The sequence below is a fragment of the Pseudoalteromonas nanhaiensis genome, from assembly GCF_051235485.1.
Taxonomy (GTDB): domain Bacteria; phylum Pseudomonadota; class Gammaproteobacteria; order Enterobacterales; family Alteromonadaceae; genus Pseudoalteromonas; species Pseudoalteromonas lipolytica_C.
This window is the reverse complement of record NZ_JBPNYQ010000002.1, coordinates 59,058-74,998: the sequence shown is the minus strand read 5'-3', so window position 1 is coordinate 74,998 and position 15,941 is coordinate 59,058. Positions and strand designations below refer to the sequence as shown.

Below are 15,941 nucleotides of genomic sequence, written 5' to 3'. Positions count from 1 at the left end.
CCACCGACCTTTGGAGCGGGTCATAAAGAGTGGTAGTGCGCTAACCGACTTAGCTACAACTGTAAAATTCAGATTTTCGGGTAATATCTTAGTAAAGGTTGGATTAAATTTGGTACGACCGAGTGGATTCGAACCACCGACCCCTACCATGTCAAGGTAGTGCTCTAACCAACTGAGCTACGGTCGTACAGACATTTAATTCTGAAGTAGATTAAATATTTTGGTACAACCTAGTGGTAGTGCTCTTTCCTTTGGTTATACCTAAATCATGGTACAACCGAGTGGATTCGAACCACCGACCTTTGGACCGGGCCATTAAGAGTGGTAGTGCTCTTTCCTTTGGTTATACCTAAATCGTGGTACAACCGAGTGGATTCGAACCACCGACCCCTACCATGTCAAGGTAGTGCTCTAACCAACTGAGCTACGGTTGTATTTTGATTTAAAAAGTTGTCAGCTTGGCTAAACAACGGAGGCTAATATATAGCGACTGCTTGTGTGAATCAAGCAGCTTTAGCTATTTTTATGTTAAGTGCTGGTTTTTTACTCATAACGGACTAATTTCGCACGCTCGATAAAAACCTTGCCACCAAGTTACATGGCTTTTAGCAGAGCGCTTAAGATTCCGTAATATTGCCTCATTACTTTCGCTATCTACTAATGGGCTCATTTCAGTGTCACGCCATATTTGATGATAAAGTGGTTGTAGGGTTTCTAATCTTCCCACCAAGAATGATTGATAAGGTTGTAACTGCTCCAAATAAAACTTTTTAAACACATTACTTAGCGTTTGTGCTTTTTGTTTATTCTTGTTGGCAGGACAGAGTTCATCATTTGTGTACTGCATAAGCAGCTCTGTTAATTGTTGATTGTAATGTGTTTGGGCTCGAGCCGCCGAAATTAACAGCTTGTTGTATTTAAAACGGTTTAACACTTCAAGTTGGCTGATGATTTTATCGGGCTCCATTTCGTTTATTTTGCTGGTATTAATTTGATTGTTTAATTTAGCAATCTGCTCCAATGCGCTCACGGTTTCGCTAAAACCTGACGTATTTTCATCAATATAAGTCGAACTTAGCTGCCAGCTTTGTTTAAACTCGGTTTCGTTGAACAGCATAGCTTTAAAGTAGTTGGCTAAGTTTGCTTGTTTTTTTGCTGCGGTGAGTTTTATTTTTTCAAAAAGTTCATCTTGTTCATCAATGCGCTCTAAGCATCTATTTGCGTTTTGTATAAACTTAATTTGATAACTCAAAACATTAGCGGGTGTTGCCGTTTTGCCAAGCTGATTATTGTGCTCAGCAATCAGAGTTGCAAGCTTACACTGACGTAACTGGGCAAGTTCAAGCATGCCGATCGTTGCTTTGTCTTCATCGTCATAAGCGAAGTGCTTAACAGTTAGCGTACTCGGTTTAGATAGCTTAAAACCTTCGGTTTTAAGCACGTTATTTAATCTTTGCGCATAGGTGTGATTTACATCACCAGAAGAGGGTGTGCAGGCAATAAGTGCCACACACACTAGAGCAATAATAGAGTTTAGAAGGCTATTGGTTTTGCAAAAATGGTGCATGTTTAAATCGCCTATGAACAGTGAACATCAACATAATTGCTGCGGCACTTAACCCCACAATAATGCCTATCCAAAAGCCATGAGGGCCCATTGCTGGAACAATTAAATCTGTACGAGCAAGTACGAATCCAAGCGCAAATCCGATCAGCCAATATGAAACAAATGTTATGTAGCCAATAGGGGCTGTGTGCTTTAATCCGCGTAAAATACCATTAGCTGAGACCTGTAAAGCGTCTGGCAATTGGTAGATGCAAGCCAATACCATAATTGAAGAGGCAAGTGCTAATACCTCAGGATTATCTGAATACAATTGGCTGATGATATCACGAGCAAAGAAAGTAATACTGGCTAGCATAAATGCAATTACAGCTGCCAGAATATAGCTAGTTCTTACTGCATTTCTTAATTGCTCAAAGTGCTGCTGACCAAATAAATTGCCAATGCGTATACTTATCGCAATTGAGAGACTTAGTGGCATCATAAATAGCAAGGTGGTAACACTGGCTGCAATCTGATGGCCAGCGACTGCGACTGCACCTAAATGAGCTATAAATAAAGGTATACAAGCAAATAAGGTTACTTCAAAAAAGGTAGCAAGTGAGATAGGAATACCTACTTTGGTAATGATCCACATTGTTGAGAATTTTGGTAATGCAAAATTAGCGAGGAGTTCTTTAGCATTCACTTTTTTACTGAAATGACAGTAAATGACTTGAGTTAGTGCCATAGAAGTAAATACAAGTGCTGTGGCTATACCGCATCCGGCACCACCATAGGCATCAAACCCTAATTTACCGTGGATAAACACATAGTTAGCAGGAACATTTACAGCTAAACCGATTAGGCTGATATAGAAGGCTGGCTTTGTCATACCCATACCTTCAGTAATATTGCGATACACGCTAAATAGCAAAAAGCCCAGCATTCCCCATTTAACAAAGTAAATATATTGCTCAGCCAGAGATGTAATCGCAGCGCTGGTGTCCAGTTGATTTAATACGCTATCAGCAAAACCAGCGACTAAGACACCTATGAAACTGAGTATCAGTGCTAAATATAAGCCTTGTTGAAAATAATGACTAATCCCTTGTTTATCATTTGAACCTGAAAATTGCGCAATAATTCCTGTAAGCGCAAGTAAAATCCCTTGAAGGGCAAGCATTAATGGGTTCCAGATACCAGTTGCAATTGATAAAGCAGCTAAGTCAGTTGCGCTTACTTGACCTGCCATTACTGTATCAACCACAGTCATTAAAATAAGTGTAACTTGCGCCAAAAACACAGGGATGGCTAAAGAAATTAAGCGCTTGGCTTCCCAACTACAAAAAAGCATAAAAAACACACAACTAAAAAAACAGGCAAACATTGTAATCTATTCATAGATCAATAAAAATCGCAGTTATCTATTTAGTGAAGAAAAGAAGTGTTGCTATGTTTACCGGAATTGTACAAACCCAAGCTATTGTAAAAAAAGCGATTCACGAAGGTGGAATTTTACGACTCACTTTACAGGTAGCTAATGACTATGCTGCTAACTTAACTGTGGGGGCGAGTATTGCTATTAATGGCTGTTGTTTGACAGTCGTGAGTTTTGAAAAACAATCAGCTGAGTCCAGTTTTATTAATTTTGATGTAATAGATGAAACACTAAGACTAACTAATTTAGGTGCATTAACTGAGCATGACACAGTAAATTTTGAGCGTTCAGTTACCTTTGGCACAGAATTAGGAGGGCATATTGTTTCTGGTCATATTCATTGTATGGCAGAAATTATTGCAATTAATCATGATCAAAATAATTGTAAAATGCACTTATCACTAGCAGCTGATTGGCAAAAATACGTACTCTACAAAGGTTTTGTTAGTGTGAATGGCGCAAGTTTGACCGTTGGCGAAGTTGATGAACAGGGCTTTTGGTTGCACCTAATCCCAGAAACACTCGCAATCACAAATTTAGATAAGTACAGTGTTGGTGATAAGCTTAATATCGAAGTTGATCAACAAACCTATACCATTATTAACACCGTAGAAAATTACCTATCCCAACAAGAACATAGCAAACGAGCAAATTAAAAAATTTGCTCGTCGTCGCTGTCAACGAAAAGTTCTAGTTTGTTGTGTGCGTAATCAATATGCATATTTAAGTGGATCGGGTTACAGCATGCGCTGCAATCTTCGTAGTAATCCTGGTCACCGTCGCTTGCATCAAGAGCAACATGTATATGGTGGCCACAATGAGGGCATGAAATACGTTGTGTGAAATGTTCTTTCATCAGCTTTTACCTTAATCAGGCATGCCTGAGTTCGTTAAATTGCAATCAGAATTAAACCTTAACCCATGAAAAATGAATCTAGATTTAATCAGATTGGTATAACTTACTAACCGCTAAACAAGCGGCTAGCACCTGTATCTGAACGCGTTATAAGTAAACTATAGCCATGATTAACGGTTTATGACATTCGTTTTACAACGATTTTAATGTTATTTAAGGAGTAATTCGATTTGTTGTTTTGCTTCAGTAAGATAGTGTCCTGCAAAAATGTTTGCATGGTTAAGAACAGGGTAAAGTTGATAGATGAGTTTTCGTTGCTCATATCCAGATTGTAATGGGTATAAGGCATTGTATGCCTCGCAAAAGGCATCAGGCAGTGGAGCAAATAATTCGCTCATTGCGATATCGCATTCCCGATCACCATAATAACAAGCTGGATCGAAAATACTGGGTACGGTGTTATAAAACCCCATATTTCTTCGCCAAAAATCACCATGAAGTAGAGATGGTTCCACTACATGGCTATGCAGTGCATCTTTAATAAAGGCGATGAACATTTCTTGGTTTACTAACTCAATGCCTTTTTCTTGTAACAATTGCAGTTGCCAGCCTATTCGTTCCTCTGCAAAAAAAACATCCCACTTTCTGTGCCATCGATTGGGCTGAACAGTTGGTCCTAAAAAGTTATCATTATCAAAACCAAACATGGCTTGAGTATGTTTTTGATGAAGCATGGCTAAATGTTCACCCATTTGATACCAATTTGAATGTGGTTGCTTATCAAGTTCTAACCATTCTAGAACGATGAATGAATACTCAATGTTACAACCTGTAGTGATGCAATCGGGTATCATAAATAAACTCTCTTGTGTGAGCAGCTCTAAATTAAAAGCTTCACATTCGAGTCGCTCTAAATCACTTAAGTGAGCTACCTTAACAAAGAAGTGGTGTAGATCATCACCAATATGGAAGTATTTATCGTTATTGGGTGATTGTAACTGGCGTTTAAAAGTATACTTAAACTCAAAATGCATCGCTTGGCTTATCTGCTCATTCACCGAATTCCACATAATTCTGTTCACCTTTTAACCATATAATTAAACTATGGCAAAAAGACGGTGAATTAACAAACCCATGGCGTTAATATTATTAAAGTTTAGTAATTAATTTACGAGGATTCAGATGAATAAAAGTCTCATCACTAATTTAGTGGCAGTTGCCTTAGTATTAGTCGGATTTTTATTTGATCAAACAGTTGTCTTAACGGTTGGTTTATTTGCCTTATCTGGGGCTGTAACAAACTGGCTTGCAATTCATATGCTGTTTGAAAAAGTCCCTTTTCTTTACGGATCAGGCGTCATTACTCTAAAATTTGCCTCTTTTAAAGTTGCTATACGTAACTTAGTTATGACCGAGTTTTTTGCAGAAGAGAAAATTGATCAAGTCATGGCTTTAGCGAAACCTAATATTGATCTTGAGCCAGTTATTAGTGAAGTTAATTTAAGTCCGGCTTATGATTCTTTAATTGAGGTCATTGAAAACTCACAATTTGGTGGCATGCTGTCTATGTTTGGTGGCCGAGATGCGTTAGAGCCTATGCGTGAACCTTTCATTGAAAAAATGAAAGCGGCGGTGATTGATATATCAAAGAGCGACGAATTTAAAACGATTCTTGATGAAAAGCTATTTGCCAACTCTCATCTAGGTGGGTCATTACATGGTACAGTTGAGCGTTTAGTTGATGAGCGTTTAAATGAACTAACGCCAACTATGGTAAAAGATATTATTCAAACCATGATCAAAGAACATTTAGGTTGGTTAGTGATCTGGGGCGGGGTGTTTGGCGGCTTATTTGGTCTTATCGCTGCGTTAATATAATAGGGGTAGGGTGTGTAGCAGGCCGGTATCGGCCTACTACTTAGAATTCATCATAATTATTTAGAACCAGCAATAACAATGACTGTATCGTCAGATACTTTAGCAATATCTTGGATACTGGTTTTTGTTGTTGTTTCAAAATTTAAATAACTTGCTGATTTATTAAACCCATAGGTGCTAGCAAACTTTTCAGTGCTCATTTCATTACACTGTAGCTTTTCTGTCATAACCCGTTTGCTTAAGCGTAAATCACGCATTGTGTTTATTACGTTTAATGGTTTGTTCGAAGCAATTGCCATACACGCTTGAGTACCAACATTGTCATCTGCTGCTACAAATTGTGCGGCGTTTGTTTCTGTTGCTACTAATGAAGAACCTAAAATTAATGCTGTACCGAGTGCTGTTGTTAACGTATTCATCTTTCTCTCCAGTTGTTTGTCCATGTGACACGTCATATGTGCTACCTCGCTTTGGATACTGCACACTTCCTATTTGCTGGGCACAGTTAAAGTATGCGCTAACCGAGAGTAATTGCTGTTAATGAAAATCGACAAGTTGTAAGTAAGTATGTAGATGTGAACAACAAAAAATAACCGCTTGATAAGGTATATTTTTAAGTGTGAACTTTGACACAATTCGAGAAATATTTTTCTATTTTTATTATTAAAAAATCTTTATTGGCTAGTATTAAAGGTTTGGTTTTTACGTAATGGTTACATTTACGTTTTAACTCTACATTTTTAGTCGCGCTATTTAAAGTATAAGGAGTACCAGTGGCCACGAAATTAGCAGGCTATTATCAACAAGCTTATGCATCTGAATCAAAACATTTTAATCAATGCTTCTATTGCGGTTGTGAAGCCACTGAGCGAGATTTTTGCCCACCACTACATATGCTACAAAGCATTATAGATTTATGTGAAGACGCAGAATTTATATCTATTCCAGCATGTTATGAATGTTTTGCGTTACTACATAACGAACGGATACTGACCATTGATGGGCGAGTGACAAAGCTTAAAAAGAAACTTTCAGCAAAATACGCTAAAGCGTTGAGAATTTATCACATGTGGCATGAAAGTGAGCTTCACGATATGAGTGATGAATTTGTACATAGCATTAAAGCAGGTATGAAGTTAGGTGCAGAGGCTGCAGAGCGGCTTGCATTTCAAGGTTATAGTTATGCAACAGAAGAGGCTAGTGTAACTATTCGTGAGAAGCGTGCCGAATTTGATGTGCAAGGCAAAGTCTTTTATGACTTTAAAGACGCGCTAAATTACTGCATTAACGATTTGAACGTAGACAGAACAGAATTCTATAAGCTGGTGGTTGAAGATTATAACGGTGATTTTAATCGTGCTTTAAGCCAATATCGCCATCGCCACGAGAAGGTAACAGCAGCAAACGATGCTGATTCACTGATTAAAAGTTTTGCGAAGCAGCATAAACAAAATTCAGACTTTGTAACTCGTACTGTGAAGCATTTTATTAACAAAGATCCGAGTTTAACTACCGAAGGTGCTTTAGAGCAGCTATATAACAATTACATTAAAAAATAGAGCAAAACAAAACAGGTAATTCGTCCCAATAAACTGCTACTTGCCTCGTTTGTTCGCATTGAAATTAACATTTGGTTAAAGTGGTTCAATAATAAAAAGGAGAAACAACATAATGCAAAAATTTGCTCCATCCGTATTGGTCATGGCGCTTGGTGTCGCGTTAGCGGGATGCCAAGACAATGGCCCTCAAGATCCAAAAGTAACTATAAATAAAAACCCATACCCAAGCACCTATAAGCCTCTTGCATCACAAAGCACATTGATCACAAATGCAACAGTACTAACTGGCACAGGTGAGCGCTTAGATGATGCAGATGTTTTCTTTGTTGATGGCAAAGTACAGCAAGTTGGTAAAGATTTATCAGTTCAAGCTGATAAAACGATTGATGCACAAGGCAAATGGGTAACACCAGGTATTATTGATGTGCATTCACATTTAGGTGCATATCCAACACCATCGGTGGCATCTCACCAAGATGGTAACGAAATGACAAGCCCTGTTACAGCTGAAGTGTGGGTTGAACACTCTGTCTGGCCACAGGACCCAGGTTTTAATCGTGCTCGTGAAGGGGGCATTACGTCTTTACAAATTCTACCAGGTTCTGCAAACCTGATTGGTGGTCGTGGCGTAACGCTTAAAAATATTCCTTCTCATACGATGCAAGGGATGAAGTTTCCTGATGCACCATATGGTTTAAAAATGGCATGTGGTGAAAACCCAAAACGTGTTTATGGTAGTAAAGGTGTTTTACCATCAACGCGTATGGGTAATATGGCCGGCTACCGTACAGCTTGGATAGAAGCAGCAGAATATAAGCGTCAATGGGAAAAATACGAGAGCGATTATGCTGCTGGTAAAAACCCCGAAGTACCGCACCGTGATATCAAGCTTGATACCTTAGCGGGTGTTCTTGATGGCGAGATACTCATTCATAACCACTGCTACAAGGCAGAGGAAATGGCTATGATGATCGATCTTGGTAAAGAATTTGGCTATCACTCAGGTACATTCCATCATGGTGTTGAAGCTTATAAGATTGCTGATCTATTAGCTGAAAATGGCAACTGTGCAGCACTTTGGCCAGATTGGTGGGGCTTTAAAATGGAAGCCTATGACATGGTTCAAGAGAACGTGGCAATTGTTGATGCAGTTAAAAATTCATGTGCAGTGGTTCACTCAGATTCCGACACAACAATTCAGCGTCTAAACCAAGAAGCAGGGAAAGTTATGTACCGTGCCAATGATGTTGGTTATAACATTTCTGAACAACATGCAATCAAGTGGATCACATCAAACGCTGCGAAATCACTAGGCATTGATGACAAAACAGGTTCACTAGAAACGGGTAAACAAGCTGATGTGGTTATTTGGAATCAAAACCCATTCAGTGTTTATGCGAAAGCTGAACAAGTGTTTATTGATGGTGCCAAAGTTTATGATCGTAATGATGATAAATATCAAGCACAAAGCGATTTCATGCTAGGTCAAAAATAGGAGTAACATTGATGACAAAATTAACTCAATCATTAAAACTGTCTCTCGTTGCTGCTAGCCTAGTCTCGGCAACTGCGAGTGCTGCATCTGTAGCGATTGTTAATGCAACACTACACACGTCAACAGAACAAGGCGTTCTAGAAGGCGCGAGCGTCGTTATTGACGAAGGTAAAATTGTTGCAATCAACCCTGCATCTATTGATGCTGATACAACCATTGATGCAAAAGGTCAAATTGTAACCGCTGGTTTTATTGGCACAATGAATCAATTAGGTTTAGTGGAAGTGGGTGCTGTTGCTGGCTCGCGTGATGGTGGGGATGATAAAGCAGGGATTGATTTCGATCCTAGCCTTGCATTTAACCCGCGTAGTAGCTTAATTCCTTATGCACGTAAAGGCGGTATTACTCAGGATCTAATCGTACCAAACGGTGGTGAAAGTATCTTTGCAGGTCTTGCCTCTGTTGTTGATTTATCTGGTAGCTTTGACAGCGTAAATAAAAAGCAAGTTGCACTTGTTGTTCACTTAGGTGAAAAGAGCAAAGGTTCCCGTGCTATGTCGATGAAAACACTTATCGACAAGTTAGAAGGTCAAAAGTCAGCCAAAAAGGATGATAAAAAAGACGACAAAAAAGAGCCTTCGACTGAACAAAAAGTGTTAGATGCAGTGCTAGCTGGTGAAATGCCTCTTATTGCAAGCGTGCAGCGCGCATCAGACATCTATGAACTTGTTAAGTTAAAACAAAGCTATGGCATTAATTTAGTGATTCATGGTGGTGATGATGCGGTTGTTGTGGCTGATACGCTAGCTAAAGCTAATGTACCTGTGATCATCAGTTCAATGGCTAACTTACCAGGTAGCTTTGATTCATTACATGCAAACCTTGCTAACGCAGGTAAGCTTGAAAAGGCCGGTGTAAAAGTCATTATTGGTGTAGCGGGTGATTCTAGCCACAATGTATACCAGTTACGCTTTGATGCGGGTAATGCTGTATCTTATGGTATGAGCCAACAAGGTGCACTAAGCGCTGTTACAAGTAACATTGCTGATGTATTTGGTTTAAACTCAGGCGCAATTGCGACGGGTAAACGTGCCAACCTTGTAATGTGGTCTGCAGATCCATTTGAGCTTAATTCACACGTCAGTAAAATGTGGATCAACGGTGAAGAGGTTTCAACAGAAGCGCGTCAAGATAAACTACGTGAACGTTATACAACTGATTCAGCGATGCCACGTGCTTATACAAAATAAGCGCACGAGCACTTAGAGAAAAGGCCGCGATTGCGGCCTTTTTTGTATTTAAAGTGTTTATATTACCAAGTTTACAAGCTTATAGAGGCTTAGCCCGAATATCAGCAATAATACAGGCACAATCACAAGGTTAACTAACATCGAGTTGGTATGCTCTTTCATTACAGATTTTTGATTCACTAACCAAACTAGGTAACAAGTAACAATAGGTAATAATAAACCATTGGCAGCTTGCGCGAAGATGATCACCGCAACAGGATCAAGCCCTAGCGATGCGACAAAAGCACCAAAAAGCAAAATAACAATAGCGACAAGCTTAAACCGTGTATCGCTCATTTGTGTTGACCAGCCAAGCATACCACATACCGCATAAGCACCTGCGAGTGGGGCGGTGATGGCACTTGTAAGGCCTGCGGCACACAAACCGATAGCAAAGAAATAATGAGCCATCCCCCCAAGCAGAGGCTCAAGTTGCACGGCCATATTAGCAGCTGATATTTTACCTGCGTCAGTCCCGTAAAATGCCACTGAGGCCGTTGATAAAATGGCTAATGTGATTATGCCACCTAAAGTAATCGAAATACCGGTATCAAGGTTCGTTTCTTTAATAACTTTATCGATGTCTTGTGAGCTATCGTGTTTCTCGGCAAGTACCCCTGAATGTAAAAACAGGTTATAGGGCACAATAGTTGTGCCTATCAAGGCAAGCACCGTAGTAATTGAATCATCAGGTAGACTAGGTATAAAACCCTTCATAACTTGGCCAAGAGGCGGTGCCGCCATCACCAGCGTTGAAATAAACACCAAGCTCATTAAAACAACTAAAACAATCAGTGCAGTTTCAATTACTTTATGTTTACCTGTGTATAATAATGCAGCACTTAATAGCGCAATAAGTGGTGTCCAGATCAATGGGTTTATTGATGGGATAATTTCTTGTAACCCCATACTTGCACCAGTCAAATTTCCCGCCTCGTAAGCTGCACTGCCAATACCAATCGCACTGATCACTAATATCGCAGCAAGGACTTTAAAGATCGGTGTTTGAATAGTGGTTCTAAGTGCAGTTGCTAAATCTTGCCCAGTAGCCACACCAAGACGAGCAGCCATTGATTGCAACAAAATAGTCGCTATAACAGAGAATAATAGCGTCCAAATAAGAGCAAAGCCAAAATTAGCACCTGCAACACTTGCAGTGGTGATTGTACCTGGGCCAATAAAAGCGGCGGTGACAAGAAGTCCGGGACCTAAACGCATGACAAAACCTTTTATTATTATTTTTAGAGCATTAACAGTTTAAACAAAGCAGATCTTAAGGGTATAGAGAGTATTTGCAAGGGTAAAGTAAAAGAGATGAGTCGTTTAGCGTTAGTGTGTTGAACTTATAACTAATCCACACTGTAATTTTTATACACTTTACGTAGTAATGGCACAGCATGTTTAGCTTTAAATATACTTAATCATTATAAATCAGGTAGTTATATTAACTGGAGTATTGGTTGGATTATTGCAAGGTATAAGCATATTTGTTATTAGCAAAAGGAAATGAAAATGCCTGAACTTACTTTTTCAGCTTACGCGGCTGTGTATGTTTATCTAATTATGTTGACTATTCAGTGGATAGTTGAGGCTGTGACTAAAGCAAAACAACCCAATGCGGTGCCAGGTAAACTCGACAGTTCCTTAAGTCATGATAGCTTTGTGTTTCGCGCGCATCGCACCTTTATGAATAGCCTAGAGAATAGCCCATTATTTTTAGCCTCTGTGTTTTTAGGTTTTTTTCTTAACTTGAATAGCATGGCATTTGCTTTGTGTATCTGGATTTATGTAGCTGCGAGGCTTATCCATATGATTCTGTATTATGCGATAGCAACAGAAAAGAACCCAAGTCCACGCAGCTATTTCTTTTTGATTGCAGCAATGGCTAACATGGTGATGTTGGTATTAATAGGCTTACGTTTATTGTAAAAGGGTGGTGAGGTATTGTGATTCAATGCCTCACCTGAGATTTATTTAAATTGACAAAGTCACTATTCGATATTTATTAAAACACTGCTAATTTCTGTGTCATATTGAACAGTGATCAATACCGTTCCCAATGTATTTGAGGTACTTGTAACTCTGTAGCCGGCTTGAGCTGTGCCCGCATTTACTAATTTAGTCGTTACTAGGTTACTGTTATTAATACTCCAATTAGCAAATTCAGTTACATTTAAAGATGATTGATTTGAGCTGTAGTTAGCGAACAATTTGAGTTCAATCGTTCCTAAAGGAGAAATTGAATACTCGCTAGAGCCATCATTAATTTCTAAAGAATCAAGTTCAGCGTCACCTTCAATTTGTACTGTTGTAATCTTTTGCTTAGTACCACAATCGGCTAACAGTTGCGTGGTACCAGGCTTAAGTGCAAGAAAACTAGCTGTCGAATCACTATCGTCAATACTTTTTGGTGTTAAACCAATAAAGTTACTGTTGATTGCAGACCACTTGATACTTGAGCTAATGTCTTCGGTTTGCTCTGAATTGCCATTTTGATATACCGCTTTGGCAGCAAGTTGGATTCGATCTCCAACGCTGATGTTTAACTCACTGTCTTGTTCAGAATTAAACGAAACATTAATTTCTTTTAAATTGCTAGGATCTGCAACAACAGATAATTGATCGGTAACATTGCCAATTGCAGCTGTAATTACAGTGCTTTCAACAGCTGCAGCAGATGTATATACAAAGCCTTGCTGATTGATTTTGGCAGTTGTATTTTCATCGACACTTAGATTTATATCTCTCAAGCTATTTAATGCAGTATATCCATCAACGTAGGTTATATCGGCCGATACTCTCGCAGGCGTGCATGTATTGATAGAGCCTGTTGCAGGAATGACTTGTTTTAAATTAATTGATTCTGCCGCCACATCTGCAATAGATATTTGTTTTTCATCACTAATATCATTTATAGTCGTCGCGGATATAGTAATTAACCCTTGGTTCGATGGCGAATTTTTTAGAGCAGTTAACAAGCCATTACTATTGATTTTAGCAATACTCTCGTCACTTGTTTGCCAGGTTATTTCATTGGTTACGTCTCTAGATTCACCATTTGAATCTATACCCGTTACTTTCAATTGATGGGTGTCACCTTCTTTTAAACGAACTTGGTAGTTTTCAATACTAAGTGACTCAATGATAGTGCCTTCTTGGCGTAACTTTTCAAGTTCAACTTCTTTTGCTAACTGAGTTGAGTCAGTTTCAGATCCGCAACCCAAAATAGCGCTAACAATTAAAGAGATACTGAAAAGTTTTGATACGTTCAACTGCGTGTTCATGAAAATCCTTTCGATTAGCTATTTAAAAATGGTAAGTAAGGCCAAGTGTTACACCACTGATTTCTACGTCGTCTCCTTTAAATAAAGATTGGAAGGCTAATCTCACTTGTGTATTTTTGATATAAGGTATCTGCTGGTGAACTGCTACTCCCCATGCAAAGCCATCATAATTATAATTTGTGGGGAGCTTTTCAGATGCTGAATTAACGATCATTTCGTTTTTTGCATAGCCTAATGAGATATCAAGTCCAAAGCCGTTAACTACATCAGATTGCATAACAAAAAAGAGTGCGGCGCTTTTTTCAAGTTCAAACTCTAAATTGTAAATGTTGTCGTCATCACTTGATATTAAGTACTGTGCCTCAAATGCCATATTATTGTTGCTGGCGCCTGCTCTTAAGAAGGTAGCAGTTGGTTTAGCACTTTCACTACTAATTTCAATATCACTGAGCATATAGTCAGCACCTAGATAGTACGTATCTGCCTTAGTCTGAAAACTAGCTGCAAATATAAAAAGCAAAATATACTTTTTCATAATTTAATTTCTTGTGTTTATATTAGGGTCGATACTAGCGTTTAGTATTAGTGGAATCAAGCAGCGTACTTGTTAATTTACATACAACTGGTTGAATTATATTTGAAACTGTAAATAACTAGCTTGCAGATACAAGTACCAGTTCGCTAGTTAAATACAGCAAAAACTAAGTTACTCAACACCAATAAAACCACCGGTTTGATGTGACCACAGGGCAGCGTAGATGCCACCTTGTGAAATTAATTGTTGGTGAGAACCTTGTTCAACCACGCCACCTTCATCAAGTACAATGAGTCTATCCATTTGTGCAATAGTTGATAAGCGATGCGCAATTGCTATAACCGTTTTACCCGTCATTAAATCGTCTAAGCTGGTTTGAATTGCCGCTTCTACCTCTGAATCAAGGGCACTAGTTGCTTCATCTAATATCAAAATTGGAGCATCTTTTAGAAGGACTCGGGCAATAGCAATACGCTGTCGCTGACCACCTGAAAGCTTTACACCTCGCTCACCGACTTGTGCAGCAAAGCCTTTATTACCTTTGCTATCTTCTAAGTCTTCGATGAACTCAAGTGCCTTAGCTTGCTTTGCAGCAGCGAGCATTTCTTCTTCAGTTGCATCTGGCCTGCCATAAAGAATGTTGTCTTTTACAGAGCGATGTAACAGCGAGGTATCTTGCGTCACCATCGCAATATGTTTACGTAAACTTTCTTGGCTTACATCTGCGATGTTTTGACCATCAATACGAATAGTGCCCGAGTCAACATCATAAAAGCGCAGTAATAAGTTCACTAAGGTCGACTTACCAGCGCCAGAACGACCCACTAAACCAATTTTTTCACCTGGTTTTATATCAAGGTTTAAGCCATTGATAACAGGGCCGCGATGGGTTTCGTTAGCTGCTTTACCATAGTTAAATTGTACATTCTCAAAGCTTATCGACCCTTTATCAACGTTAAGGGTGCTCGCATCTGTTTTATCATCTACTTCAATCGGCGTTGATAGGGTTTTCATACCATCAGCAACAGTACCAATGTTTTCAAACAGGCTACTGATCTCCCACATGATCCATTGTGCCATACCGTTTAATCTAAGAGATAAACTCACTGCAATAGCGATAGCCCCAACACTGATGGCACTAATAGACCACAGATACAATGACAAAGCGGCAATGCTAAATACCAGCAAATAATTAAGAGTATTGATAGAAAAGTTCAAGCTGGTAACTAAACGCATCTGCTTATATACCGGCTGTAAAAACACATCCATGCTGTCTTTTGCGTATTGCTCTTCACGCTGCGTATACGAGAATAATTTGATTGTTGAAATGTTAGTATAACTATCAACCACACGTCCGGTCATTTCTGAACGAGCATCTGCCTGCGAGCTGGCTACTTTTTTGAGTTTGGGCACAAAATACATCTGAATTGCAGCGTATAGGACTAACCAAACTAACAATGGCAGCATCAAACGCCAGTCAGATTCAGCGACTAAAAATACCATGGCACCAAAGTAGACTACGATATACATTAGTACATCGAGCAGTTTCATCACTGATTCACGAACGGCTAATGAGGTCTGCATGACTTTTGTCGCAATACGACCGGCAAATTCATTTTGATAAAAGCTAACACTTTGACGAAGCAAATAACGGTGCGCTAGCCAACGGATAGACATAGGGTAGTTACCCAGTAGCGCTTGATGTAACACTGCTGAGTGAAAAAATACAACTATGGGCAATACTACCAGCAGCACAATTGCCATTTTTGTAAGCTCAGCCTGCTGCTCAACAAAAAGGGTATCAGGGGTGTATTGACCGAGCCAATCAACTAATTGCCCCATATAACTAAAAAGCGAGACTTCTAAAATAGCAAGTGCAGCTGCGCTTAAAGACATCAGTAGCAATGAGAGTTCCATGCCACGGGTATAATGACGACAAAATGCAAATAAGCTATTAGGTGGTTGAGATGGTTGCTCTTTCGGAAACGGATTAGTCATCCGTTCAAATAAACGATACATAGACGACGCTTTTTAAAAATCAAAGTAGCACTACTATATCAT

At 39.2% G+C, this 15,941-nt stretch carries 15 protein-coding genes and 2 tRNA genes; 6 read left to right on the top strand and 11 right to left on the bottom strand.

The window, feature by feature from the left end; translation table 11 throughout:
- Positions 1-110: 110 nt before the first annotated feature.
- From ACSFVZ_RS02645 to ACSFVZ_RS02630, 4 genes are all read right to left on the bottom strand, one after another.
- Positions 111-187 (bottom strand) — tRNA-Val (locus ACSFVZ_RS02645).
- A 170-nt stretch (positions 188-357) separates the two neighbouring features.
- Positions 358-434: transfer RNA gene (locus ACSFVZ_RS02640), tRNA-Val, on the bottom strand.
- Between the two features lie 113 nt (positions 435-547).
- The gene (locus tag ACSFVZ_RS02635) at positions 548-1,567 is read right to left on the bottom strand and encodes a DUF3080 family protein (RefSeq protein WP_435558028.1); all 1,020 of its coding nucleotides are present in this window, start codon (positions 1,565-1,567) and stop codon (positions 548-550) included.
- Entirely contained in the window at positions 1,542-2,900 is a 1,359-nt protein-coding gene (locus ACSFVZ_RS02630) for an MATE family efflux transporter (RefSeq protein ID WP_138556870.1), read from the bottom strand. The genes ACSFVZ_RS02635 and ACSFVZ_RS02630 overlap by 26 nt, the downstream gene beginning before the upstream one ends.
- A gap of 98 nt (positions 2,901-2,998) precedes the next feature.
- Here ACSFVZ_RS02630 and ACSFVZ_RS02625 point away from each other — a divergent pair, with 98 nt between their 5' ends.
- The gene (locus tag ACSFVZ_RS02625; protein ID WP_435558027.1) at positions 2,999-3,640 is read left to right on the top strand and encodes a riboflavin synthase subunit alpha; all 642 of its coding nucleotides are present in this window, start codon (positions 2,999-3,001) and stop codon (positions 3,638-3,640) included.
- Here ACSFVZ_RS02625 and ACSFVZ_RS02620 read toward each other — a convergent pair.
- Both ACSFVZ_RS02620 and ACSFVZ_RS02615 read right to left on the bottom strand, forming a co-directional pair.
- On the bottom strand, positions 3,637-3,840 hold the full coding sequence (locus tag ACSFVZ_RS02620) for a CPXCG motif-containing cysteine-rich protein (protein WP_135924367.1): 204 nt from the start codon (positions 3,838-3,840) through the stop codon (positions 3,637-3,639). The two genes, ACSFVZ_RS02625 and ACSFVZ_RS02620, sit on opposite strands and share 4 nt — an antisense overlap.
- Before the next feature lie 209 nt (positions 3,841-4,049).
- Positions 4,050-4,910 (bottom strand): fructosamine kinase family protein, encoded by an 861-nt coding sequence (locus tag ACSFVZ_RS02615; protein ID WP_435558026.1) that lies wholly within the window; start codon positions 4,908-4,910, stop codon positions 4,050-4,052.
- 112 nt (positions 4,911-5,022) lie between these two features.
- Here ACSFVZ_RS02615 and ACSFVZ_RS02610 point away from each other — a divergent pair, with 112 nt between their 5' ends.
- Positions 5,023-5,718, top strand: coding sequence for a DUF445 domain-containing protein (locus tag ACSFVZ_RS02610; RefSeq protein WP_199526560.1), 696 nt, complete (start codon positions 5,023-5,025; stop codon positions 5,716-5,718).
- Positions 5,719-5,774: 56 nt separating this feature from the next.
- On the opposite strand, the gene ACSFVZ_RS02605 is transcribed toward ACSFVZ_RS02610, so the two are convergent.
- A complete protein-coding gene (locus tag ACSFVZ_RS02605) occupies positions 5,775-6,137 on the bottom strand; it encodes a DUF3718 domain-containing protein (RefSeq protein WP_135924370.1) in 363 nt (120 codons plus the stop codon).
- 354 nt (positions 6,138-6,491) lie between these two features.
- Here ACSFVZ_RS02605 and ACSFVZ_RS02600 point away from each other — a divergent pair, with 354 nt between their 5' ends.
- From ACSFVZ_RS02600 to ACSFVZ_RS02590, 3 genes are all read left to right on the top strand, one after another.
- Entirely contained in the window at positions 6,492-7,277 is a 786-nt protein-coding gene (locus tag ACSFVZ_RS02600; protein WP_435558025.1) for a hypothetical protein, read from the top strand.
- A gap of 112 nt (positions 7,278-7,389) precedes the next feature.
- Complete coding sequence (locus ACSFVZ_RS02595) at positions 7,390-8,772, top strand: amidohydrolase (RefSeq protein ID WP_435558024.1); 1,383 nt, start codon at positions 7,390-7,392, stop codon at positions 8,770-8,772.
- 11 nt (positions 8,773-8,783) lie between these two features.
- Entirely contained in the window at positions 8,784-10,022 is a 1,239-nt protein-coding gene (locus ACSFVZ_RS02590) for an amidohydrolase family protein (protein ID WP_135924373.1), read from the top strand.
- Between the two features lie 57 nt (positions 10,023-10,079).
- On the opposite strand, the gene ACSFVZ_RS02585 is transcribed toward ACSFVZ_RS02590, so the two are convergent.
- On the bottom strand, positions 10,080-11,279 hold the full coding sequence (locus tag ACSFVZ_RS02585) for an Nramp family divalent metal transporter (protein WP_435558023.1): 1,200 nt from the start codon (positions 11,277-11,279) through the stop codon (positions 10,080-10,082).
- 294 nt (positions 11,280-11,573) lie between these two features.
- Between ACSFVZ_RS02585 and ACSFVZ_RS02580 the strand changes: the two genes are divergently transcribed.
- Complete coding sequence (locus tag ACSFVZ_RS02580) at positions 11,574-11,990, top strand: MAPEG family protein (RefSeq protein ID WP_435558022.1); 417 nt, start codon at positions 11,574-11,576, stop codon at positions 11,988-11,990.
- 62 nt (positions 11,991-12,052) lie between these two features.
- Here ACSFVZ_RS02580 and ACSFVZ_RS02575 read toward each other — a convergent pair whose 3' ends face one another.
- The 3 genes from ACSFVZ_RS02575 to ACSFVZ_RS02565 form a co-directional block, all read right to left on the bottom strand.
- On the bottom strand, positions 12,053-13,345 hold the full coding sequence (locus ACSFVZ_RS02575; protein ID WP_435558021.1) for an Ig-like domain-containing protein: 1,293 nt from the start codon (positions 13,343-13,345) through the stop codon (positions 12,053-12,055).
- A gap of 22 nt (positions 13,346-13,367) precedes the next feature.
- Entirely contained in the window at positions 13,368-13,880 is a 513-nt protein-coding gene (locus ACSFVZ_RS02570; RefSeq protein ID WP_435558020.1) for a putative outer membrane beta-barrel protein, read from the bottom strand.
- A 171-nt stretch (positions 13,881-14,051) separates the two neighbouring features.
- Positions 14,052-15,899 carry an ABC transporter ATP-binding protein gene (locus ACSFVZ_RS02565; protein ID WP_138556876.1) on the bottom strand — a complete coding sequence of 616 codons (1,848 nt, stop codon included), beginning with the start codon at positions 15,897-15,899 and terminating at the stop codon, positions 14,052-14,054.
- Between the last annotated feature and the right edge of the window lie 42 nt (positions 15,900-15,941).